The organism is Aliivibrio sp. EL58 (genome assembly GCF_900312675.1).
Taxonomy (GTDB): Bacteria; Pseudomonadota; Gammaproteobacteria; order Enterobacterales; family Vibrionaceae; genus Aliivibrio.
This window is the reverse complement of sequence record NZ_OMPC01000009.1, coordinates 1,258,388-1,281,426: the sequence shown is the minus strand read 5'-3', so window position 1 is coordinate 1,281,426 and position 23,039 is coordinate 1,258,388. Positions and strand designations below refer to the sequence as shown.

The following is a 23,039-nucleotide window of genomic DNA, read 5'->3' as shown; positions in this document are numbered from 1 at the left end:
TAATACATATCAAGGGGGGTAATGCAAATTAAAAATAAAAAAATGTGTAGCCAAGCGATTGCGCTGTGCGTATAATCCGTCTGCAATATCAAATCCAAAACACTTTATTATGCGAAACGATAAAGTGGGATTTATTCCTTTAAACACTTATGTTGTGAGATATTGCAAATGCTACGAATCGCAAAAGAAGCTTTAACCTTCGATGACGTTTTACTCGTCCCAGCACACTCTACAGTTCTTCCTAACACCGCTGATCTTCGCACTCAGTTAACGAAGACTATCTCTCTAAATATCCCAATGATTTCAGCATCAATGGATACAGTGACAGAAGCGCGCCTTGCTATTGCATTAGCGCAAGAGGGTGGCATCGGTTTTATCCACAAGAACATGTCTATTGAACAGCAAGCTGAACAAGTTCGCTTAGTAAAAATCTTTGAAGCAGGCGTTGTCTCTGCTCCAGTAACCGTTCGTCCTGACGCAACTATCCAAGATGTGAAAGAACTGACTGAAAAACACGGTTTTGCTGGCTTCCCTGTAGTAACTGAAACTAACGAACTTGTTGGTATCATTACTGGTCGTGATGTTCGTTTTGTAACAGACTTATCTAAGAAAGTTGACGTTGTAATGACGCCAAAAGCACGCCTAGCTTCTGTTAAAGAAGGTGCAACTCGTGAAGAAGTTCAAGAGAAAATGCATGAAGCGCGTGTAGAGAAAGTATTGGTAGTGAACGATGAGTTCCAACTAACCGGTATGATCACAGCAAAAGACTTCCATAAAGCAGAACGTAAACCAAATGCATGTAAAGATGAACGTGGTCGTCTACGTGTAGGTGCAGCGGTAGGCGCTGGTGCTGGTAACGAAGAGCGTGTTGCTGCTCTTGTTGAGGCAGGCGTTGATGTTTTACTTATCGATTCATCTCACGGTCATTCAGAAGGCGTTTTACAACGTATTCGTGAAACTCGTGCTTCATTCCCTGATCTACAAATCATTGGCGGTAACGTAGCTACTGGTGCAGGCGCTAAAGCATTAATCGATGCTGGTGTAAGTGCAGTTAAAGTAGGAATCGGCCCAGGTTCAATCTGTACTACTCGTATCGTTACGGGTGTTGGTGTTCCTCAAATTACCGCTATTTCAGACGCAGCAGAAGTTGCAACCGCTCATGGTATTCCTGTAATCGCTGATGGCGGTATCCGTTATTCTGGCGATATCTGTAAAGCAATTGCCGCTGGCGCATCATGTGTCATGGTTGGCTCAATGTTTGCTGGTACAGAAGAAGCACCGGGTGAAGTTATTCTTTATCAAGGTCGTTCATACAAATCTTACCGTGGCATGGGCTCTCTTGGCGCTATGTCTCAAGGTTCTTCAGACCGTTACTTCCAATCTGATAACGCAGCGGACAAACTTGTTCCTGAAGGTATCGAAGGTCGTATCGCTTATAAAGGTCGTTTAAAAGAGATCGTTCACCAACAAATGGGTGGTTTACGTTCAAGCATGGGCCTAACAGGTTCAGCAACGATTGAAGACATGCGTACTAAAGCTGAATTTGTTCGTATCTCTGGTGCGGGCATGAAAGAATCACACGTACATGATGTTCAGATCACGAAAGAAGCACCAAATTATCGTTTAGGTTAAGAGAAGCGCCTAGGCTAATTTTTCTTTGCAGAATTTTCCGGTTCGTTGTCAAAGGTACTCATTTACATTTGTAAACTCCGTACCTTTTCCTAGAGCTCGAATGATTCTGCTTTGAAATATAAAGAAAAAGACTTTGTACCAAATTCAATTTTAAGCGTGTGGTTTTATAGTGAAGCCACACTAAATAAATGACTTTTTGAGAAAGACTAATGACGACTAATATCCACGATCAACGCATTCTTATTTTAGATTTTGGTTCTCAATACACGCAGCTTGTTGCGCGTCGTATCCGTGAGATTGGTGTTTACTGTGAACTTTGGAGCTGGGATGTAGAAGAATCTGACATCCGTGATTTCAATCCAGATGGCATCATCTTATCTGGCGGTCCAGAAAGTGTGACTGAAGAAAATTCTCCTCGTGCTCCTCAATATGTATTTGATTCTGGTGTTCCTGTATTTGGTGTGTGTTACGGCATGCAAACAATGGCAGAGCAACTTGGCGGTAAAGTAGCAACATCTACTGAGCGTGAATTTGGTTATGCAGCAGTACAAGTAACAGGTGAATCTGCGCTATTTAAAGATCTTGAAGCAACTCAAGATGTTTGGATGAGCCACGGTGATAAAGTTGTTGAAATTCCAGCTGATTTCGTGAAAATTGCAGAGACAGAAACTTGTCCTTACGCTGCAATGGCGAATGAAGAGAAAAAATATTACGGTGTTCAATTCCACCCAGAAGTAACACACACTAAAAACGGCCTTAAAATGCTTGAGAACTTTGTTCTTAATGTATGTGGTTGTGAAGGTCTGTGGACTTCAGCATCGATTATTGAAGATGCTGTTGCTCGTATTAAAGAGCAAGTCGGTGATGATGAAGTCATTCTAGGTCTTTCTGGTGGTGTTGATTCATCAGTCGTTGCTATGCTTGCTCACCGTGCAATTGGCGATAAGCTAACATGTGTATTTGTTGATAACGGTTTACTTCGTTTAAATGAAGCTGAACAAGTTATGGAAATGTTTAGTGAAGGTTTTGGTCTTAAGATCATTCATGTTGAAGCTGAAGAGCGTTTCTTAGCGGCGCTTGGTGGTGAATCAGATCCTGAAGCAAAACGTAAGATCATTGGCCACGTATTTGTTGATATTTTTGATGAAGAGTCGAAGAAATTATCAAATGCTAAGTGGCTAGCTCAAGGTACTATCTACCCAGATGTTATCGAGTCAGCCGCATCTAAAACCGGTAAAGCGCACGTTATCAAGTCTCACCACAACGTTGGTGGTCTTCCTGATGACATGGAAATGGGTCTTGTTGAGCCATTACGTGAACTGTTTAAAGATGAAGTACGTAAGATCGGTTTAGAATTAGGTCTTCCATACAATATGCTTTATCGCCACCCGTTCCCTGGACCTGGTTTAGGCGTTCGTGTTCTTGGTGAGATTAAAAAAGAGTACTGTGACTTATTACGTCGTGCTGATGCTATCTTCATTGAAGAGCTGCACAATGCGGATCTTTACCACAAAGTATCTCAAGCATTCACTGTATTCTTACCTGTACGTTCAGTTGGTGTTATGGGCGATGGTCGTAAATATGATTGGGTTGTCTCTCTACGTGCAGTAGAAACGATTGACTTTATGACGGCGCATTGGGCACATTTACCATACGATTTCCTAGGTAAAGTATCTAACCGTATTATTAATGAAGTTAGTGGCATTTCTCGTGTTGTTTATGACATTTCTGGTAAGCCACCAGCAACAATCGAATGGGAATAATCCCTGATTCAATGAATCTGGTTTAATTTAAGAAAGCGCCGAAAGGCGCTTTTTTTGTTTCAGTTGTAAAGTATAATGAACTATATTGTTGGCTATTTGTTTCGGTGAAAACTTATCTTACAAAATATATGTTTGCACTTCTAAATTATTCAACTAAATGCTCTATTTATTCTTTAAGTGGTTTACACTGTTTCAGCAAAAGAAAAGTTAAGAGAAGTCACATAATTTCCAAATTCTTTTCTGAAAATACAACATTAATAATAGATGGAGTTACGGATGAGTAGCCAAACAGCAGAGAAAGCATCTAAGCCAAGTGGTATGGATCGTTTTCTAAATACAATCGAACGAGTAGGTAACAAGATCCCAGATCCTGCACTACTGTTTTTCTGGGGCCTTTTAATTGTTTGGGGTCTTTCAGCGCTATTATCACAAGTACAATTTGACTTGATTCATCCTGTTACTCAAGATGCAGTTCAAGTGAAAAACCTTTTAACTGGTGATTCTTTAGCAAACTTTTTAGCAACTATGGTAACTAACTTTACCGGTTTTGCTCCACTAGGTATCGTATTAGTGGCAATGCTAGGTGTTGGTGTTGCTGACTCTTCAGGCTTTATTCAAACTGGCCTAAAGAAAATGCTGAACTTCACTCCAGCTAAATTACTAACACCAATGCTTATTCTTGTTGCTATCGTGTCACACACAGCAGCAGATGCAGGTTATGTATTAGTTATTCCACTAGGTGGTATCATTTTCCACGCGGCGGGTCGTCATCCGTTAGCGGGTATTGCAGCAGCATTTGCCGGTGTATCAGGTGGTTTCTCTGCTAACTTTATCCCATCGGGTATTGATCCATTACTGGCTGGCTTTACACAAACAGCAGCACAAGTATTAGATACTTCTTACATCGTTAATCCATTAGCAAACATCTACTTTACTGGTCTTTCTTCAATTTTAATTGTTGTGATTGGTTGGTATGTAACCGAGAAAATCATTGAGCCTCGTTTAGCTAAAACACCAGTAGATAAAGATGCAGAAACAGCGCCAGATTTAGGTTCATTTACTGAGATTGAATCAAGAGCATTTAAATTTGCTGGTTGGGCAATGGTTGCAGGTATCGCGCTACTTATCGCGCTTATTTACCCTGAAGATTCAGCACTTCGTTCTCCTGATGGTGAAATTACCTCATTCTCTGCACCACTAATGAAGTCTATTGTTCCACTTATCTTCATTCTATTTATCATCCCTGGTATCGTTTTTGGACGTGTTTCTGGTACGTTTAAAAGCAGTAATGATGTAATTAAAGCAATGTCAGAAACAATGGGCACAATGGGTGCCTACATGGTTATGTCATTCTTCTGTGCGCAGTTCTTAGTTGCTTTTAGCCAATCAAATATCGGCACAATCTTAGCAATGTACGGTGCTGATGTACTTAAAGCAATGGAGCTTCCTGGTCAGCTAACCATTATTGGTATGATTTTGCTTACTGCGTTTGTAAATCTACTAATTGGTTCTGCATCAGCTAAATGGGCATTAATTGGTCCTGTACTAGTTCCAATGCTAATGGGTGTTGGTATCTCTCCTGAGCTATCTCAAGCGGCATACCGTGTAGGTGATTCTGTTTCAAATATCATCTCACCACTAATGGTGTTCTTCCCATTAGTTGTGGTTTACTGCCAACGTTACGTTAAATCAACGGGTATCGGTACACTGGCTTCTCTAATGATGCCTTTCTCTATCGCAATGCTAATTGGTTGGACAATCTTCTTACTAGCGTACTGGGCTCTAGGTATTCCACTAGGTATCCAAGCGCCATATACATATAACCTGCCGGGTTAATTTGTATTAGTAAAAATAAAAGCCCTGAGAATGATCAGTTCTCAGGGCTTTTTTGCATTTCAATGTTCGGTGTTACTTAAATTTTCTTAGATAACGATAAACAGAGTCTTTAGACACATTAAGAATATTGGCGGTTATTTGAGTCGCATCTTTTATATTAAACGCCCCTTGATGATGTAAGCGCTCAACAATGGTTCTTACTCTTCGAGACACCGCAATACTTTCGTCTTCCAATACTTCGCTTTGTATTCTAGCTATCGAATCTGTCAGCATTTCAATACTGTCTTTGGCAAAGGTTTCAGGTGACGCTGCTAATTGATTTGTTTGTGGGAATAGGTCCATAAAGAAGCTATTCATCGGCACATCAAGATTAGAATTAATACAAAGTAAAGCGATAGGAGTACCTGCCTCATTTCGAATCATCGAAGTAACAGAACGCATTAATTCACCTTTCTCTGTTCGGGTGAAATAAGGCGTTGATACATCGGATCCGGCTTTCAATTTTTCGAGTGCAAGATTGGTAATGGGCGCACCAATACCGCGACCAGTGACATGGCCATTAGCAATTTTAATGATTGATGGATTGTCAGAATCAAGAGAGTGCAGTACCACTTCAACATGTTTTCCAAACATAGCAGCAATGCCATCAACAATACTATAAGTTGATTTCAGTATGAGTTTATCGGCAGTAGAGAGTTTATGTAGCATATGTTTTCTTTATGTTGGTAAAAAGATGATGTCACTTAGCGTGTAAGTGACATCTTTTCATTATGACGCCATTATTTCAATGATTTCATGATCTATATTTGGCATTCCTGTGGTTATCATTCTACCGATGTTCTTAATGGTTTTTTCTACATCTTCAGCAATAACGCCCTGTTTTGTTACGCAATGATTATTCAAAGCGAGTAGGGATGACTTCATTGCCGATTGAGCACTGCTGCCTACTTTCATTGCACAGGTTGATTTCGCACCATCACAGATCATTCCGCTAGTATCACTAATGGTATTTTGAATTGCAGAGCAAGATTGTTCGAATGTACCACCAGCCAAATATACCATCGCCATTGCTGCAGCAGCAGAGGTTACGGCATTACCACAAAATGCTGATAGTGGTGGATAATGAGATTTAATATAAATAGCCCCAAGGTGACTCATAATAAATGCTCTTGCTAATGCTTCTTCATCTGCATTATAAAAGTCAGCCATTTTAACGACAGGAATTGTTGCTGCTATACCTTGATTACCGCTACCATAATTAGACATCGCCGGTAAGGTTGCACCGCCCATTCGAGCGTCAGATGCTGCAGAGGTATAGATTAAAATATCACTGTCTAAGCTTTTTGAAAGCAGCCCAGTATCTATGTTCTTTTGATAAGTTCGGCCCACTTCTAATCCGTATGGGTTATCCAATCCTTCTTGAGCAAGAGCAATATTGAGTTCTTTAGCTTCAAGGATAAATTTAATGTCATCAAATTTGGCTTGAGTAGCGAAATCATAAATCGAGGAAATAGTGATATCGACGCCATCACAAATAGAAGCGGTAGAGGCTTTTGGTAATGAAGAATCAAGTGTATAGGTGACATTACCATCAAGTCGTTTTTCTACAATGAGAGTATGCCCCCCACAGATGGTAACCTCTGCGTGATGTTGTGAGCCTTTAACGATAACGCGACAATAGATAAATTCATCAGTGGCCTCTCGTTTTACTTGAACTCGACCTGCATCAATAAGCTGTTGTGCTTCATTTACTTGAGATTCTGTCAGTTTTGCAAGTACTTCTAATCCAGCATCTGGGTTTCCACCAGTGGCGCCAGTAGCTGCGGCAATAGCAAGACCAACTCTACCTGTTCTTGGAACAAAAACACCCATACTATTTTTATACAAATTATCAGAGACAAAAACATCAATAGTTTCTGGTTTTTCTCCAAGCATCTGTGTTGCTACGCTTGTCGCATAGGCTGCACAAATAGGTTCAGTACATCCAAGGGCTGGTTTCACAACATTTTTTAAAATAGTGATGTATTGTTTCCAGGTAGAGTTCATTTTGTTCGCCTTTATCTAATTATTATTTTTGATGCGCAATTGCTTCTACTTCAACAAGTACACCAAGCGGAAGATCTTTTACCGCAAAGCAAGAGCGTGCAGGGCAGTCGGTATGAAAAACGGTTTTATATACTTCATTAAATGCAGCGAAATCAGTGATGTTAGCAAGGTAGCAGGTTGTTTTTAAAACCGTATTTACATCGCCGTCAGCAGCTTCGATTACTGAAATTAAGTTTTTAAGAGACATTTCAGATTGAGCGGTAATCCCTCCTTCTACAACAGATCCTGTTGAACCATCTACCGGTAATTGACCTGATGTAAAGATAAGACCATTAAATGCGGTGCCGTGAGAGTAAGGACCGATTGCTTCTGGTGCTGATTTTGCCACGATAATTTGCTTCATATGTATTGTCCTTTTTTGCAACTATTTTTGATTTAAGTTTCAATTCTAAATATGCAAAAATAATTGCATTTAGTTTGTGTGAGTTGAATTTATGCTTATTTTCAAGGGATTGCAATTACTTTGTAGCAATTTTTTGTTTATTTTACGAACTGAGATCTCGCTATCATTTCAAATAAAATTGCATTGTTATTTTTGAATTAGAGAGTAAATTCTTCAAAAGTTGCAAGTTGGCGACGATTTGTCGCTTTAAAATTATAAAAATAGTGATCCCTACAAAGATGGAGTTTTATATGAACACAGCTACATTAGCAGGACTTGGTCGTGGTCAAAGTGATATGACGGATTCTGAATGGAAAAAGGCCACCAAATTCGATAGCGTTGATATTGGTTGGATTGTTATCAGTATTGGTATGGCTATAGGGGCTGGGATTGTCTTCTTGCCTGTTCAAGTTGGGATAATGGGGATTTGGGTTTTCCTTCTGTCTTCAATTATTGGTTACCCAGCAATGTATTTGTTTCAAAAACTTTTTATCAACACCCTTGCCGAAGCAAAAACATGTACAGATTACCCAGGTGTGATTACTGGATATTTAGGTAAAAACTGGGGTGTGGCTTTAGGTGCTCTTTATTTCATTATGTTGGTTATTTGGGTATTGGTTTATTCATTAGCGGTAACCAATGATAGTTCTTCATACTTACACTCGTTTGGCGTTACTGAAGGGCACTTAAATGAGAATGTTTTCTATGGTTTAGGGCTGATCTGTGTTCTTGCTTTTATTGGCTCTAAAGGTGAGAAATTACTATTTAAACTATCTGGCTTTATGGCTGTAACGGTACTTTCATTAGTTGCTGTTATGGGCTTATTACTGGTTTCTCGTTGGGATTTTGCTAACGTTCCTGCTATTGGTTCGTTTGGCCCAATGTTAAAAGATGCGATTATCACGCTTCCATTCACATTAACGTCTATTCTTTTTATTCAATCTCTTAGCCCTATGGTTATCTCATATCGCTCACGTGAGACATCAATTGAAGTTGCGCGTTACAAATCACTAAGAGCAATGAATATTGCTTTTTCAATCTTATTTGTTGTTGTTTTCTTCTTTGCGGTGTCGTTTACTTTTGCTATCAGCCAAGAGCAAGCCGCTGAAGCGATGAATAAAAATATCTCCGCTCTAGCCATTATTGCTCATTACTTCCCAGGAAGCTGGGCAACAGTTACAGGTATCGTGATTAATATTTTTGCTGTAGTAACGTCATTCTTCGGTGTATTTATGGCATTCCAAGAAGCGTGTCGTGGTTTAGCTATGAATGTTTTACTAAGACGTATGGATGAGTCTGCAATTAACAAAGAGTTAGTTAATAAACTTATCACAGTATTTATTGTTTTACTGGCTTGGTCAGCAGTCGCATTAAATGCACCTATCTTATCTTTCACATCAATTTGTAGCCCTGTATTTGGTTTAGTTGGCTGTTTAATTCCTGCTTACCTTGTTCATAAGGTACCAACACTTCATAAGTACAAAGGCTTATCAACTAACCTAATTATTGTTACAGGTATTCTTCTTTGTATCTCTCCAGTGTTAGCGTTTATCTAATTATAGAAAATTAATATATAGACATAAAAAATCCCAGAGAAGGAGAACTTACTCTGGGATTTTGCTATTTATGCTTTTGCTTATCTTAAATCAGTATTATTTATTTAAATAAGCAGCATGAAACTCTAGATGTTCATCAATAAACGTCGAAATAAAGAAGTAGCTGTGGTCGTAACCTGGTTGCATTCTTACTTCTACATCGGCACCAGATTGCTCTGCAGAAGAAAGCAGATATTCAGGTTTTAATTGTTCTTCTAAGAAACCATCAGCTTCACCTTGGTCTACTAAAATTGGCAATTTAGAGCCTTTTTTAAGTAGTTCTGAGCTATCGTATTCTTTCCAAGTCTCTTTATTATCACCAAGATATAGGCCTAATGCTTTTTGACCCCAAGGACAATTGATTGGGCTAGAAATAGGGCTAAACGCAGAGATAGACTGATATGCATCTTGGTTTTTCAAGCCAATGGTAATTGCACCATGACCACCCATACTATGCCCTGAAATCGATTTTTTATTTGAAACAGGGAAGTGATCTTCAATTAAAGATGGCAGCTCTTTTGTTACGTAATCATACATATGGTAATGACGATTCCATGGCGCTTGAGTTGCATTTAAGTAGAACCCTGCACCCAGACCAAAATCGTAAGCTGCTTCTGCATCATCAGCAACATCTTCACCACGAGGGCTCGTATCCATAGCAACAATAGCAATGCCTAAGTCAGCGGCTTTTTTGAATGCCCCTGCTTTTTGCATGAAGTTTTCATCAGTACAAGTTAAGCCTGATAACCAGTATAAAACAGGAACAGGATTACTTTCAGAAGCGTTCGCTGGTAGAAAGATAGCAAAGCGCATATCACAATTTAGTGTAGATGATGTATGTGTATATTGTTTGTGCCAACCACCGGCAACTTTTGCTTGGCTGATATTTTCGATTGTCATGATGAGCCCTTTTATATTTTGATTCATATCAGCGAGATCACTGTATTGAATAGAGATCTACTGGTTGATTTTGAAGTGCTTTAAAATGAAGAATGAAACCTTCGCAAGATTATCTATAAATTGCGCCACCCACGCAGATAAACATACTTTCTTGATATAAAGCACTTAAAGATCAAAAGTAGAATAGGGGCTAGAGTATCTAACCCCTCACTTTTACTTATTTATCCATATGTAGAACAGTACGGATAGATTTACCTTCGTGCATTAAGTCGAACGCTGCGTTTACATCAGCAAGACCCATAGTGTGAGTGATGAAGTCATCAAGAGCGAACTCACCTTGCATGTAACGGTCAACGATACCTGGAAGCTCAGTACGGCCTTTAACACCACCGAATGCAGAGCCACGCCATACACGACCAGTCACAAGTTGGAAAGGACGAGTTGAGATCTCTTGACCAGCACCAGCAACACCGATGATGATTGATTCACCCCAACCTTTGTGACAACACTCAAGTGCAGCACGCATTACGTTTACGTTACCGATACACTCAAAAGAGTAATCCACGCCGCCATCAGTCATTTCAACAATCACTTCTTGAATTGGCTTATCGAAGTTTGTTGGGTTAATGCAATCAGTTGCACCTAATTTTTTAGCTAGCTCGTATTTGCTTTCGTTCAAGTCAACACCGATGATGCGGCTTGCACCCGCCATTTTCGCACCGATGATAGCTGAAAGACCGATACCACCAAGACCGAATACAGCAACCGTGTCGCCTTTTTCAACTTTAGCCGTGTTAAGAACCGCACCCATACCAGTCGTTACGCCACAACCTAGAAGACAAACTTCTTCAAGTGGTGCTTCTTTAGAAACTTTCGCTAGAGAGATTTCAGGAAGTACTGTGAATTCAGAGAACGTAGAGCAACCCATGTAATGGAAGATAGTTTCACCGTTGATAGAGAAACGACTTGTTCCATCAGGCATAAGGCCTTGACCTTGAGTTTCACGAACCGCCTGACAAAGGTTAGTTTTGCCAGATTTACAGAATTTACACTCACCACACTCAGCAGTGTAAAGAGGGATAACGTGGTCACCAACTTCAACGCTTGTTACGCCTTCGCCGATCATCTCAACAATACCGCCGCCTTCATGGCCTAGGATTGAAGGGAAGATACCTTCTGGATCATCACCAGAAAGAGTAAATAAATCAGTGTGACATACGCCAGTTGCAACGATGCGAACTAAAACTTCACCAGCTTTAGGAAGTTGAACATCCAATTCTTCCATTTTAAGAGGTTCGCCAGCAGCCCAAGCTACCATTGCTTTAGATTTAATTGATGTTTGACCTGGTTTAATATCAAGAGCCATTGGTTTTTCCTTATTAATATATTCGGATGAGCAGTCAACTAAAGCGTAGTTGAGTTTTGTATTTCTGCCCTCTCGTTTTGATGTGGCTAGTATAGGTGTTTCTAAAGAATTGATAATCCCCCTAAAATGAAAATGATTTTTACGAAAATGTAATAATACTTAGACTTTTAGTTGATCACGGAGTCTTTATGATTAGAAAGGTAAATAATAAAGGGAGGTATGCGCTAATATCGAATAAAAAGTGTGAAGCATAAAACAGCCCGCTAGAGGTTATCCAACGGGCTTTCATAGAGGTTATGCGGAGTAAGATGTTTGAGATAATGATTGCTTTTCAGTTAGTGGCTTTTGTTTCTTCTGCCATTTATCAATGACTAAAGCGGCAATCATATCCCCCTCAACGTTAACCGCAGTACGGAAAGTATCAAGTGGACGTTCAATGATTAACAGGATCGCGATAGCTTCTAATGGGATCCCTGCAGCCAAAAGAACTAATTGCATACCTGACATAGATCCTGATGGCATTCCTGGAGCACCAACAGATGAAACCATTGCCATAATAAAAATCATGACTAATCCTGAGGTTGTTAAATCCACCCCAAAAAGTTGAGCTAAGAATATAGCAGCAACACCTTCAAATAATGCGGTTCCGTCCATATTCATTACTGCACCAAGGGGTAATACCATACTGCTTGTACTTTGTGATACACCAAGTTTTTCTTGGGCACTTTGCATTGCTAATGGCAAAGTTGCAGAGCTAGAAGAGGTAGCAAAAGCCATCGCCATAGGAGCGGATATTGCTTTAAATAAGGTTGTATATTTAATGCCTGTTGCTAGTTTTGCAATCGTTGGTAAAACAATAGCGCCATGAATTAAAGTAAGAATAAAAACCAGTAGAGCAAATAGAGCTAACTGTTCAAATAAAGACTCACCACCACGGATACTAAAATCAAAAATAATGGCAAATACTGCGAGTGGAGATAATTTAATTATCCAACCTACTATCGTATTAATACTTTTATTTAAGCCATTGAGTAGATCAAAAATAGGGTGTTTTTCTGGTAATGAGGAGAGTAAAGCTAATCCCAACATGAATGAAAACACAACGATAGCGAGCAAATTCCCCTGAGATAATGCAGCAACTGGATTTACAAAAGCCATATTTAGCAGTTTACCTGCAATGGCAGCGCCACCAGCGGACTCTTCGCTAATGAGCTGAACGTTGTCACCAACAGGTGCAAACTCTGTCAGAGGTTGCCATGCAGGTAATAGTAATGAGGCACCTAAACCAAGAGAAATGGCCAACAGTGTAGTAAAGCTATAGAACAGTAGGGTATTTCGACCGACTTGCTTTAGGCGAGTGATAGAACCAATACTTGTTATGCCTTGAAGTAAAGAAAACATAACGACCAGACCAACGACCATTTTAAGCAAACCGATATAAGTGACTTTACCTAGCATCACTAATTGATACCAAGAAGCTTGGGTTACGTCAGTTGTCGGAGAAATAAATAGGGTAAAAAGCCATGCAAGTAATGCAGCTAGTAGCAATTGCAAAGGCAAAGATTGACGAAGGTTAGTCAACATAATCATGGTTTCCAGTGGTTTGGATAGGGGGCTTTATACGTTTATTGAAGGACTTTTCCTTTAATAAACATATGTACCTTTAAAAAATAAAGCCCGTTTGAAATGAATCTAACGGGCTTTACGTTTAGTTAATGATGGTTAAATTTTAAATGTTAGAGCTTATTTATCCATATGTAGAACAGTACGGATAGATTTACCTTCGTGCATTAGATCGAACGCTGCGTTTACATCAGCAAGACCCATAGTGTGAGTGATGAAATCATCAAGAGCGAATTCACCCTGCATGTAACGGTCAACGATACCTGGAAGCTCAGTGCGGCCTTTTACGCCACCAAATGCAGAGCCACGCCATACACGACCAGTCACAAGTTGGAAAGGACGAGTTGAGATCTCTTGACCCGCACCAGCAACACCGATGATGATTGATTCACCCCAACCTTTGTGACAACACTCAAGTGCAGCACGCATTACGTTTACGTTACCGATACACTCAAAAGAGTAATCCACGCCGCCATCAGTCATTTCAACAATTACTTCTTGAATTGGCTTATCGAAGTTTGTTGGGTTGATGCAATCAGTTGCACCTAATTTTTTAGCCAGTTCATATTTGCTTTCGTTCAAGTCAACACCGATGATGCGGCTTGCACCCGCCATTTTCGCACCGATGATAGCGGAAAGACCGATACCACCAAGACCGAATACAGCAACCGTGTCGCCTTTTTCAACTTTAGCYGTGTTAAGAACCGCACCCATACCAGTCGTTACGCCACAACCTARAAGACAAACTTCTTCAAGTGGTGCTTCTTTAGAAACTTTCGCTARAGAGATTTCAGGAAGTACTGTGAATTCAGAGAACGTAGAGCAACCCATGTAATGGAAGATAGTTTCACCGTTGATAGARAAACGACTTGTTCCATCAGGCATAAGGCCTTGACCTTGAGTTTCACGAACCGCCTGACAAAGGTTAGTTTTGCCAGATTTACAGAATTTACACTCACCACAYTCAGCAGTRTAAAGAGGGATAACGTGGTCGCCAACTTCAACGCTTGTTACGCCTTCGCCGATCATTTCAACAATACCGCCGCCTTCATGGCCTAGGATTGAAGGGAAGATACCTTCTGGATCATCACCAGAAAGAGTGAATAAGTCAGTGTGACATACACCAGTAGCAACGATGCGAACTAAAACTTCACCAGCTTTAGGAAGTTGAACATCCACTTCTTCCATTTTTAGAGGTTCGCCAGCAGCCCAAGCTACCATTGCTTTAGATTTGATGTGAGTTTGATTAGGTTTAATATCAAGAGCCATTGGTTTTTCCTTATTGGGATAATTTAATCGACGACATAAATAACAGTTTTATTTTAAGTGTAATGCAATTTTTTGTTTGTGCTCGTCGTCTTGTTGGGTGCCATTATAAGTATTTCCCACCAATTGATAATACGGTAGAATAGTAAATAATTTTTACGAATATGTAATAATACTAGTGGAGAACAGCCAGTGATTGATTGGGAAGGGGTAACTGAATTTGTTGCCGTTGCTGAAGCGCAAAGCTTTACAGGAGCAGCCAGAGCTCTTGATACATCGGTGGCTCAAATTAGTCGTAAAGTAGCTGCATTAGAAGATCGTTTATCCATTAAGTTATTGATCCGAACAACGAGAAAAGTATCTGTAACTGAAGCAGGGCAAACCTATTATCAGCATTGTCGCCATTTAGTTGAAGGGTTAAAGCAAGCAGATAGAGCGATCACTGAGCTTAACGCAACGCCTCAGGGCCGTTTAAAGATCACGTCGTCAGTAACTTATGGTGAGCAGCTAATTGCCCCACTGCTTAGCGACTTTATGCTGATGTACCCACAGCTTGAGCTTGAATTAATTTTATCAAATCAAACATTAGACTTGGTTGAACAGGATTTTGATCTAGCGATTCGATTAGGCCGATTAACCGATTCAACCATGATGGCAAAGCGTCTATCTAGCAGACAAGTTCGAGTGTGTGCCTCTCCTGGTTATATTGAGAAACATGGTGAGCCTCATACCTTATCTGAATTATCGCAACACAATTGCTTGGTTGGTAGCTTACCTATCTGGCGCTTTATCGAAAATAAAAAAGAAAAAAGCGTAAGAGTAAAAGGGTCTGTTCACTGTAATAGCGGGGCCGCTTTAACGAATGCGGCATTAAAAGGTTTAGGCATTGTTCAGTTGCCTGATTTTTATGTTCAAGAGTCGATGGATAAAGGTGAGCTTGTAGAGATACTAGTACCTTATCGTGAGCCAAAAGAAGGGATCTGGGCGGTATATCCAAATAATCGACATCTTTCCACTAAGATTCGTTTATTGGTTGAGTTCCTAGCAAAAGAATTAGCAGAGTAACTATGACGGTTGAAATAGAAACTAAAGACGCACACCGCTATATGCAACGCGCTATGGAACTTGCCGCGATAGCTGAAAAAGAGGGCGAAGTGCCAGTCGGAGCTGTGATTGTTTTAGATGGTAAGATCATTGGGGAAGGGTGGAACCGTTCAATTGGTACTCATGATGCCACTGCTCATGCTGAGATGATGGCGATTAAAGAGGCAGGTAAAACCATCGAAAATTATCGGCTAGTCGATGCGACTTTATATGTCACATTAGAACCATGCCCTATGTGTGCAGGTGCTATTGTTCACAGCCGCATTAAGCATGTGATTTTTGGTGCGACAGATATGAAAACAGGTGCATCTGGCAGTGTGATTAATCTATTTACTTCTGCAACCGCATTTCATTTTGTGGAGTGTGAATCTGGAGTGATGGAAGAAGAGTGTAGAGCACAGCTACAAGCTTTTTTTAAACGTAGACGTAAAGAGAAAAAAGAAGAACGTAAGTTACAGCGGGAAGCTGAATTGAAAAATCAGATGATGGATTAATCGAGAAGATAAAGAAAATATAGTAGAGAAGGCAAATTGAATTATCGCAATTTGCCTTTTTACTGCGTGCGAATAAAAAATTGTCGCCTAAAGATTAGCGACAAGAGAATGCTTCGCCTTCATCAAACAGTGACATAGCATAAGTACGTTGACGATGAAGTACTTTCTTATGGTTATTTAACAGCTTACGTCGACGTTGAGTGCTGCCTTTTAGCGAGGTACTTGGTTTAAGTTTTCTTCTATTAGAGAGCATGGGCTCCCCCTTAATTTAACGAATAAAAATTAAAGTACGTTTAACTTTAATTGGCATGATCTTGAGAACAAGTTAACTCAGAGTATGTGTTAATTGTTACCGTAACATGAACATGCCATTTAGTAAGTTTTTTTAACAAATTTTATTACCAGCAAATAGAGACTTATTTGCTAGATGTGGCATTACTAATCGTCGCAGCTGCAGAAGAAAGTGGAACATCAATTACGGTTAAATCTTCAACCGTAATTTCTTCTTGGATCAACTTGTTTGCTTGTTCTTGTTCATAGCCAATAATACTTTGGTAATAACGGCGAATGTTCTCTACATAATTTTGAGCTTCATCGCCACGAGCAAAACCATAACGAAGATATTTGTAATAACGCTTCTGACGTAATAGCGGTAAGTTATCTTTTACATCAGTCCAAGAATCTGGATCGCCACCTAGGCGCTTAGTTAATCGACGCGCATCCATCATGTGTCCAAAGCCAATATTGTAAGAGGCAAGGGCAAACCAAATCTTTTCATGTTCTGTTATTGAATCCGGTACTCGTTTTACTATACGACGTAAATATTCAGCTCCGCCGCGAATACTTTGCTCTGGGCTCAAGCGATTTTTAACGCCAACAGATTGAGCTGTTGGAAGCGTTAACATCATCATGCCTCGTACGCCTGTTGGTGATTTTGCTAACGGGTTCCAATGTGATTCTTGGTATGACAAAGCAGCTAAGAAACGCCAATCAAAGTCACCTGCGTACTTTTTAAATAGAGGTTCCCATTTAGGAAGTTTGCTCTCTAATGCACGAATGAAAGCGCGTGTATCAACATAATCAAACGATTCAACATGACCAAAATATTTTTCTTCTAAAAGAGCCAGTTTGCCACTTTCTTTTAGCTCACCAAAAAATTCAATGACCAAAGCTTGTAAACTATCGTCCTCTGTTTTTTGTAAGAACCAAGCGACAGGCTGATCCTCGGTTAGCTCAAAAGCCACCGCTAACTCAGGGTGAATACGTTGTGTGAGTGATAATTCAACCGAGTCAGCCAGCGTGTAGTGAATCTCTCCATTAGCAACTTTTTTCAATAATTCACTAACATCGGTATCAGCTTCGGTATGCCACTCAAGTTTAGGGTGCTTCTCTTTTAACTTGGTTAACGTGCCTTCAAAACTTGAATCTTTAACGATAGTTACGTTTTCATCAAGTTGAGTTAAGTTCTTAATGTTACGCGGACGCCAACTGCCTTTTTTATAAACGACTTGTTGGCTGACATAGTAATAGACAGGCCCTGGATTATATTCAGCTAAGCGTTCAGGAGTAATGGTCATATTAGCCGCAATAATATCGACTTCATTACGATTGAGGGCAGGGAATAAGCCTGAGTAAGTATATGCCGGAGTGATCTCGAGCTTAACTTCCAATTTTTCAGCAAAGGCTTTTGCAAGATCGTAATCCAATCCTGTTGGGCCATTAGAACCAATATAATAAGAAAGCTGATTATTTAATGTACTGACTCGTAAAACACCGCGTTCTCTGACCTGCTCTAGTTTTGTTTTTGGCTCTGATTCTACTTGGCACCCTGTGAGGGTAAAAACCAGTGTAGAAATAACAAGGCAAGATTTTAGAAGACGATGATAAGGGATGCGGCTCAAGTCAGAATGCTCTTTTAAATAAGTAGGGCGTAGTTATATCAAATGGGATATCAAGAGGCAAAAGCACGGTAACAAATTACAACAATTATTAGAGATTGAGACAGTTTATTTTTATGGTTGTTTGTTTTTCATTCAAATTTATCTAATTAAGAGGACATTTACACTTTTTTTAAAAAAAATACGCAAACGGTTGCTTTTGGTGTTACTTCACAAAACAAAATCCTTTATAATGCGTTCGCAATAGCAGAGGTAACATCGGCATAGCCACATGAGTTATGAATATTTAATTGAGTTAAGTATTTATAACAGCATGAAACTATTCCAATATTACCTTTAATTCATTGCCAAAGAGACCTAAGTACATGAGAATTTTGCGTGGTTCACCTGCTCTATCTGAATTTCGTGTTAACAAGCTACTTGAGCTTTGTTGCGAGCTAAATTTACCTGTTACTGGTATTTATGCTGAATTTACCCATTTTGCTGATGTAACGGCAGACCTTGATGCGTCTGAGGTTGCTAAGTTAGAAAAATTACTGACTTACGGTCCAACGATTGAAGAACATGAGCCTGAAGGTTTATTGCTTCTTTCTACTCCTCGCCCGGGCACTATTTCTCCTTGGTCTTCAAAATCTACTGATATTGCTCGTAACTGTGGTTTAGTTAACATCGCACGTTTAGAGCGCGGCACAGCTTATTACGTAGAAACGTCCGAAACACTTTCTGAACTTCAATTAGTCGAACTAAAAGCCATTCTTCATGATCGCATGATGGAAGTGGTCTTTACTGATTTTGAATCAGCAGCGGCATTATTTACGGTAGCGGAGCCTGCACCATACGCAGAAGTTGATCTACTTGTTGGTGGCCGTAAAGCGCTAGAAAACGCAAACGTTACCCTTGGTCTTGCACTGGCTGAAGATGAAATAGATTACCTATTAGAAAGCTTTACTGAAAAGCTAGGTCGTAACCCAACTGACATCGAATTAATGATGTTTGCACAAGCGAACTCAGAGCATTGTCGTCACAAGATCTTCAATGCGGATTGGACTATCGATGGGGTTAAGCAAGATAAATCATTATTCAAAATGATCAAAAACACCTTCGAAGTAACCCCTGAAAACGTACTGTCTGCTTATAAAGATAACGCAGCTGTAATGACGGGTTCTACTGTCGGTCGCTTTTTCCCAGATCCAGAAACTCGTGGCTATGGTTACCATCAAGAGAAAACACACATCTTGATGAAAGTAGAAACGCATAACCACCCAACAGCAATCTCTCCTTGGCCGGGGGCGTCAACAGGTTCTGGCGGTGAAATCCGTGATGAAGGCGCAACAGGTATCGGTGGTAAACCAAAAGCAGGTTTAGTCGGTTTCTCTGTATCTAACTTAAAAATTCCTAATTTTGTTCAACCGTGGGAAACGGATTTTGGTAAGCCAAGTCGTATCGTTACTGCGCTTGATATTATGCTTGAAGGCCCTCTAGGTGGCGCGGCATTTAACAATGAATTTGGTCGTCCAAACCTATTAGGTTACTTCCGTACTTATGAAGAAAAAGTAAACTCTCATAATGGTGAGGAAGTACGTGGTTACCACAAACCAATCATGCTTGCGGGTGGTTTAGGTAATATTCGTGATGATCATGTTCAGAAGAAAGAGATCCCAGTAGGCGCAAGCTTAATCGTACTTGGTGGTCCTGCGATGAACATCGGCCTTGGCGGCGGTGCAGCATCTTCAATGGATTCAGGCTCTTCTTCTGAAGATCTAGATTTCGCTTCAGTACAACGTGAAAACCCAGAAATGGAACGTCGTTGTCAGGAAGTTATCGACCGTTGTTGGCAGCTTGGTGATGCAAACCCAATCGCATTTATCCACGATGTGGGTGCGGGTGGTATTTCAAACGCATTACCTGAACTTGTTGATGATGGTGAGCGTGGCGGTATCTTTAATTTACGTGATGTTCCGAATGATGAGCCGGGCATGAGCCCACTTGAAATTTGGTGTAATGAATCTCAAGAGCGTTACGTAATGGCCGTTGCTGATAAAGACTTAGCGACATTTGAAGCGATTTGTAAGCGTGAACGTGCACCATATGCGGTAGTTGGTAAAGCAACGGAAGAGCGTGAGCTGAAATTAGAAGATTCACATTTCGACAATACACCAATTGATATGCCAATGGACATCCTTCTAGGCAAAACGCCTAAGATGCACCGTGATGCGAAAACACTAAAAGCGAATAACCCAGCCATTGATCGTTCAAGCATTGAAATGAATGATGCTATTGAGCGTGTTCTTCGTTTACCAACAGTGGCTGAGAAAACATTCTTAATCACGATTGGTGACCGTTCGGTGACAGGTCTTGTGGCTCGTGATCAAATGGTTGGCCCATGGCAGGTTCCTGTTGCTAACTGTGCGGTAACTGCGGCAAGTTATGATACTTACCACGGTGAAGCGATGTCTCTTGGTGAGCGTACACCCGTAGCTCTTCTAGACTTTGGAGCATCAGCTCGTTTAGCGGTTGGTGAAGCAATTACCAACATTGCTGCGACAAATATTGGCGATATTAAGAATATTAAATTATCTGCAAACTGGATGTCTCCAGCGGGTCACCCTGGTGAAGATGCAGGTCTTTACGAAGCCGTTAAAGCGGTAGGTGAAGAGCTTTGTCCGGCACTTGGTCTAACTATTCCAGTGGGCAAAGATTCAATGTCGATGAAGACTAAGTGGGAAGAGAATGGTGAGCAGAAAGAAGTTACTTCTCCTCTTTCTCTTGTTATTACTGCATTTGCTCGAATTGAAGATGTGCGTAAAACAATTACTCCTCAGCTTCGCACTGACAAAGGCAATACAAGCCTAGTTCTTATCGATTTAGGCAATGGTAAAAACCGTATGGGTGCGACAGCACTAGCGCAGGTTTACAAACAACTTGGTGATAAGCCAGCAGACGTAGACAACGCAGTACAGCTAAAAGGCTTCTACGAAGGCATTCAGACCTTAATCGCAAATGATCAAGTAGTGGCTTACCACGATAAAAGCGATGGCGGTTTATTTGTAACGCTTGCAGAAATGGCATTTGCTGGTCACTGTGGTGTGAGTGCGAACATTGAAGCATTAGGCGAAGATACATTAGCTGCATTATTTAACGAAGAGTTAGGTGCGGTAATCCAAGTTCGTAATGACGATTTAGATTCGGTGTTGTCAACATTAGCAGCAAATGAGCTAGGTGAATGTTCACACGTTATTGGTTCTGTTGAAGCGTCTGACGAAGTGGTTATTAAGTCTGGTGAGCAGGTTATAGTAGAACGTAACCGTACTGAATTACGTACTATCTGGGCAGAAACTACGCATAAAATGCAAGGTTTACGTGATAATCCTGTATGTGCAGACCAAGAACATGAAGCGAAGAAAGACAACTCAGACCCAGGTCTAAACGTTAGCCTAAGCTTTGATGTAAACGAAGATATTGCAGCGCCTTATATCAACCTAGGTGCTAAACCTAAGATGGCAATTCTACGTGAGCAAGGTGTTAACTCTCACGTTGAAATGGCAGCAGCGTTTGACCGCGCAGGCTTCGAAGCAACTGACATTCACATGAGTGATATCCTAACGGGTCAAGCGGTACTAGAAGAGTACAACGGTCTTGTGGCGTGTGGTGGCTTCTCTTACGGTGATGTACTAGGCGCTGGTGAAGGTTGGGCTAAATCAGTTCTGTTTAACGACTCTACGCGTGACCAATTTGAAAACTTCTTCAAGCGTGAAGATACGTTCTCTCTAGGTGTATGTAATGGTTGTCAGATGTTATCTAACCTACGTGAACTTATCCCTGGTGCAGAGTATTGGCCACGTTTCGTTCGTAACGAATCAGAGCGTTTTGAAGCGCGTTTCAGCCTAGTTGAAGTTCAGAAGTCTGATTCTGTATTTTTCAATGGGATGGAAGGTTCTCGTATGCCAATCGCTGTTTCTCACGGTGAAGGCCGCGTAGAAGTTCGTGATAACGACCACCTAAACGCGATTGAAAACTCAGGTACTGTTGCTCTACGTTATGTTGATAACAACGGTAATCAAACGCAGCAATATCCAAATAACCCGAATGGTTCACCAAACGCTATCACAGGTTTAACAACAACGGACGGTCGTGTAACGATCATGATGCCTCACCCAGAGCGTGTATTCCGTACTGTTGCTAACTCTTGGGCTCCTGAGACTTGGGGCGAGAATGGTGCTTGGATGCGTATGTTCCAAAACGCTCGTAAGAATATCGGTTAATTAGGTTCATACCTGACAAGTATTTATTAGGATGAATAAAAATTTGTGATAAATATTAAAATTTTTATGAATGCAATGTCCTATAATGAATAAAAGAGTTGGGTAAAGACGGCTCTTTTTAAAAAAAACCGCTGAGGCTTAGGCTTCAGCGGTTTTTTTGTTAGAATAACGCTTTATTTTTATCTGTTGGAAGAAACAATGAAAGATACGCACGTTACGATTGGTTTGAGTAACCCAAAAAGCCCAACGAATGTCGGCGCAGTGATGCGTGCTGCTGGTTGTTATCAAGTTGATGATGTTCGTTATACGGGTGAGAGATATGATCGTGCGGCAAAGTTTCAAACGGATACTAAAAAAGTAGCCAACAAGATCCCGCTAACCAGTGTTGAGTGTTTATTGGATGAATTACCAGCAGACATGAAAGTGGTGTGTGTTGAACTTGCTGAGGGAGCGATATCTCTTCCTGAGTTTCAACATCCAGACAAAGCAATTTATGTTTTTGGTCCTGAAGATGGTTCAATTACTCAACAGGTTGCAGATAGAGCTGATCATGTCGTTTATGTTCCAACCGTTGGTTGCATGAATTTAGCTGCGACTGTCAATGTACTTCTATATGATCGATTAGCAAAATCCGTTGATATTGTGAAAGGTGACGAGTTGATCCGCAGTAGTCGAGATAACCGAAATCATTTAGTTGTAAAAAAATAAGATCAACTTCTCCTTTAAAGCGCTTATAGATTGACATCTTTTTGATGCATTTTTGGCTAGATGTGTTCTAATAGCGGGCATTAAAGGGAATGCAGATATTGTAC

Annotated in this window: 17 protein-coding genes; 8 read left to right on the top strand and 9 right to left on the bottom strand. The window is 40.5% G+C overall.

The window, feature by feature from the left end; genetic code table 11:
• Positions 1–168: 168 nt before the first annotated feature.
• The 3 genes from guaB (at position 169) to ED622_RS16760 (ending at position 5,231) form a co-directional block, all read left to right on the top strand.
• Positions 169–1,632, top strand: a complete 1,464-nt coding sequence (guaB, locus tag ED622_RS16770; RefSeq protein WP_045101396.1) for an IMP dehydrogenase — start codon at positions 169–171, stop codon at positions 1,630–1,632.
• Between the two features lie 209 nt (positions 1,633–1,841).
• Positions 1,842–3,395 carry a glutamine-hydrolyzing GMP synthase gene (guaA, locus tag ED622_RS16765; RefSeq protein ID WP_045101397.1) on the top strand — a complete coding sequence of 518 codons (1,554 nt, stop codon included), beginning with the start codon at positions 1,842–1,844 and terminating at the stop codon, positions 3,393–3,395.
• 276 nt (positions 3,396–3,671) lie between these two features.
• Entirely contained in the window at positions 3,672–5,231 is a 1,560-nt protein-coding gene (locus ED622_RS16760; RefSeq protein ID WP_122035967.1) for an AbgT family transporter, read from the top strand.
• A gap of 72 nt (positions 5,232–5,303) precedes the next feature.
• Here the strand turns inward: ED622_RS16760 and ED622_RS16755 are convergent, their stop codons facing one another.
• Genes ED622_RS16755 through ED622_RS16745 form a run of 3 tightly spaced genes read right to left on the bottom strand, consistent with a single transcriptional unit; the run spans position 5,304 to position 7,680 of the window.
• A complete protein-coding gene (locus ED622_RS16755; RefSeq protein WP_122035965.1) occupies positions 5,304–5,939 on the bottom strand; it encodes a transcriptional regulator in 636 nt (211 codons plus the stop codon).
• 60 nt (positions 5,940–5,999) lie between these two features.
• On the bottom strand, positions 6,000–7,277 hold the full coding sequence (locus ED622_RS16750) for a serine dehydratase subunit alpha family protein (RefSeq protein ID WP_122035963.1): 1,278 nt from the start codon (positions 7,275–7,277) through the stop codon (positions 6,000–6,002).
• A gap of 22 nt (positions 7,278–7,299) precedes the next feature.
• Complete coding sequence (locus ED622_RS16745) at positions 7,300–7,680, bottom strand: Rid family detoxifying hydrolase (RefSeq protein ID WP_122035961.1); 381 nt, start codon at positions 7,678–7,680, stop codon at positions 7,300–7,302.
• A 290-nt stretch (positions 7,681–7,970) separates the two neighbouring features.
• On the opposite strand from ED622_RS16745, the gene ED622_RS16740 reads away from it, so the two are divergent.
• Positions 7,971–9,275, top strand: a complete 1,305-nt coding sequence (locus ED622_RS16740; RefSeq protein WP_122035959.1) for an amino acid permease — start codon at positions 7,971–7,973, stop codon at positions 9,273–9,275.
• Between the two features lie 96 nt (positions 9,276–9,371).
• Here the strand turns inward: ED622_RS16740 and fghA are convergent, their stop codons facing one another.
• From fghA to ED622_RS16720, 4 genes are all read right to left on the bottom strand, one after another.
• Positions 9,372–10,214, bottom strand: coding sequence for an S-formylglutathione hydrolase (gene fghA, locus ED622_RS16735; RefSeq protein ID WP_122035957.1), 843 nt, complete (start codon positions 10,212–10,214; stop codon positions 9,372–9,374).
• Between the two features lie 217 nt (positions 10,215–10,431).
• Entirely contained in the window at positions 10,432–11,580 is a 1,149-nt protein-coding gene (locus tag ED622_RS16730; RefSeq protein ID WP_122035955.1) for an S-(hydroxymethyl)glutathione dehydrogenase/class III alcohol dehydrogenase, read from the bottom strand.
• A 294-nt stretch (positions 11,581–11,874) separates the two neighbouring features.
• On the bottom strand, positions 11,875–13,164 hold the full coding sequence (locus ED622_RS16725; protein WP_122035953.1) for a dicarboxylate/amino acid:cation symporter: 1,290 nt from the start codon (positions 13,162–13,164) through the stop codon (positions 11,875–11,877).
• Positions 13,165–13,323: 159 nt separating this feature from the next.
• Positions 13,324–14,472 carry an S-(hydroxymethyl)glutathione dehydrogenase/class III alcohol dehydrogenase gene (locus tag ED622_RS16720; RefSeq protein WP_122035951.1) on the bottom strand — a complete coding sequence of 383 codons (1,149 nt, stop codon included), beginning with the start codon at positions 14,470–14,472 and terminating at the stop codon, positions 13,324–13,326.
• 189 nt (positions 14,473–14,661) lie between these two features.
• Here ED622_RS16720 and ED622_RS16715 point away from each other — a divergent pair, with 189 nt between their 5' ends.
• Together ED622_RS16715 and tadA are read left to right on the top strand one after the other, a co-directional pair.
• Positions 14,662–15,534 carry a LysR substrate-binding domain-containing protein gene (locus tag ED622_RS16715; RefSeq protein ID WP_122035949.1) on the top strand — a complete coding sequence of 291 codons (873 nt, stop codon included), beginning with the start codon at positions 14,662–14,664 and terminating at the stop codon, positions 15,532–15,534.
• A gap of 2 nt (positions 15,535–15,536) precedes the next feature.
• On the top strand, positions 15,537–16,067 hold the full coding sequence (gene tadA / locus ED622_RS16710) for a tRNA adenosine(34) deaminase TadA (RefSeq protein WP_122035947.1): 531 nt from the start codon (positions 15,537–15,539) through the stop codon (positions 16,065–16,067).
• Between the two features lie 94 nt (positions 16,068–16,161).
• Here the strand turns inward: tadA and ED622_RS19980 are convergent, their stop codons facing one another.
• Positions 16,162–16,320 (bottom strand): hypothetical protein, encoded by a 159-nt coding sequence (locus tag ED622_RS19980; RefSeq protein WP_162922543.1) that lies wholly within the window; start codon positions 16,318–16,320, stop codon positions 16,162–16,164.
• 163 nt (positions 16,321–16,483) lie between these two features.
• Positions 16,484–17,968 (bottom strand): membrane-bound lytic murein transglycosylase MltF, encoded by a 1,485-nt coding sequence (mltF, locus tag ED622_RS16705; protein ID WP_122035945.1) that lies wholly within the window; start codon positions 17,966–17,968, stop codon positions 16,484–16,486.
• Between the two features lie 362 nt (positions 17,969–18,330).
• Between mltF and purL the strand changes: the two genes are divergently transcribed.
• Positions 18,331–22,227 (top strand): phosphoribosylformylglycinamidine synthase, encoded by a 3,897-nt coding sequence (gene purL / locus ED622_RS16700; RefSeq protein WP_122035943.1) that lies wholly within the window; start codon positions 18,331–18,333, stop codon positions 22,225–22,227.
• 198 nt (positions 22,228–22,425) lie between these two features.
• A complete protein-coding gene (locus ED622_RS16695; RefSeq protein WP_122035941.1) occupies positions 22,426–22,935 on the top strand; it encodes an RNA methyltransferase in 510 nt (169 codons plus the stop codon).
• Positions 22,936–23,039: the final 104 nt, after the last annotated feature.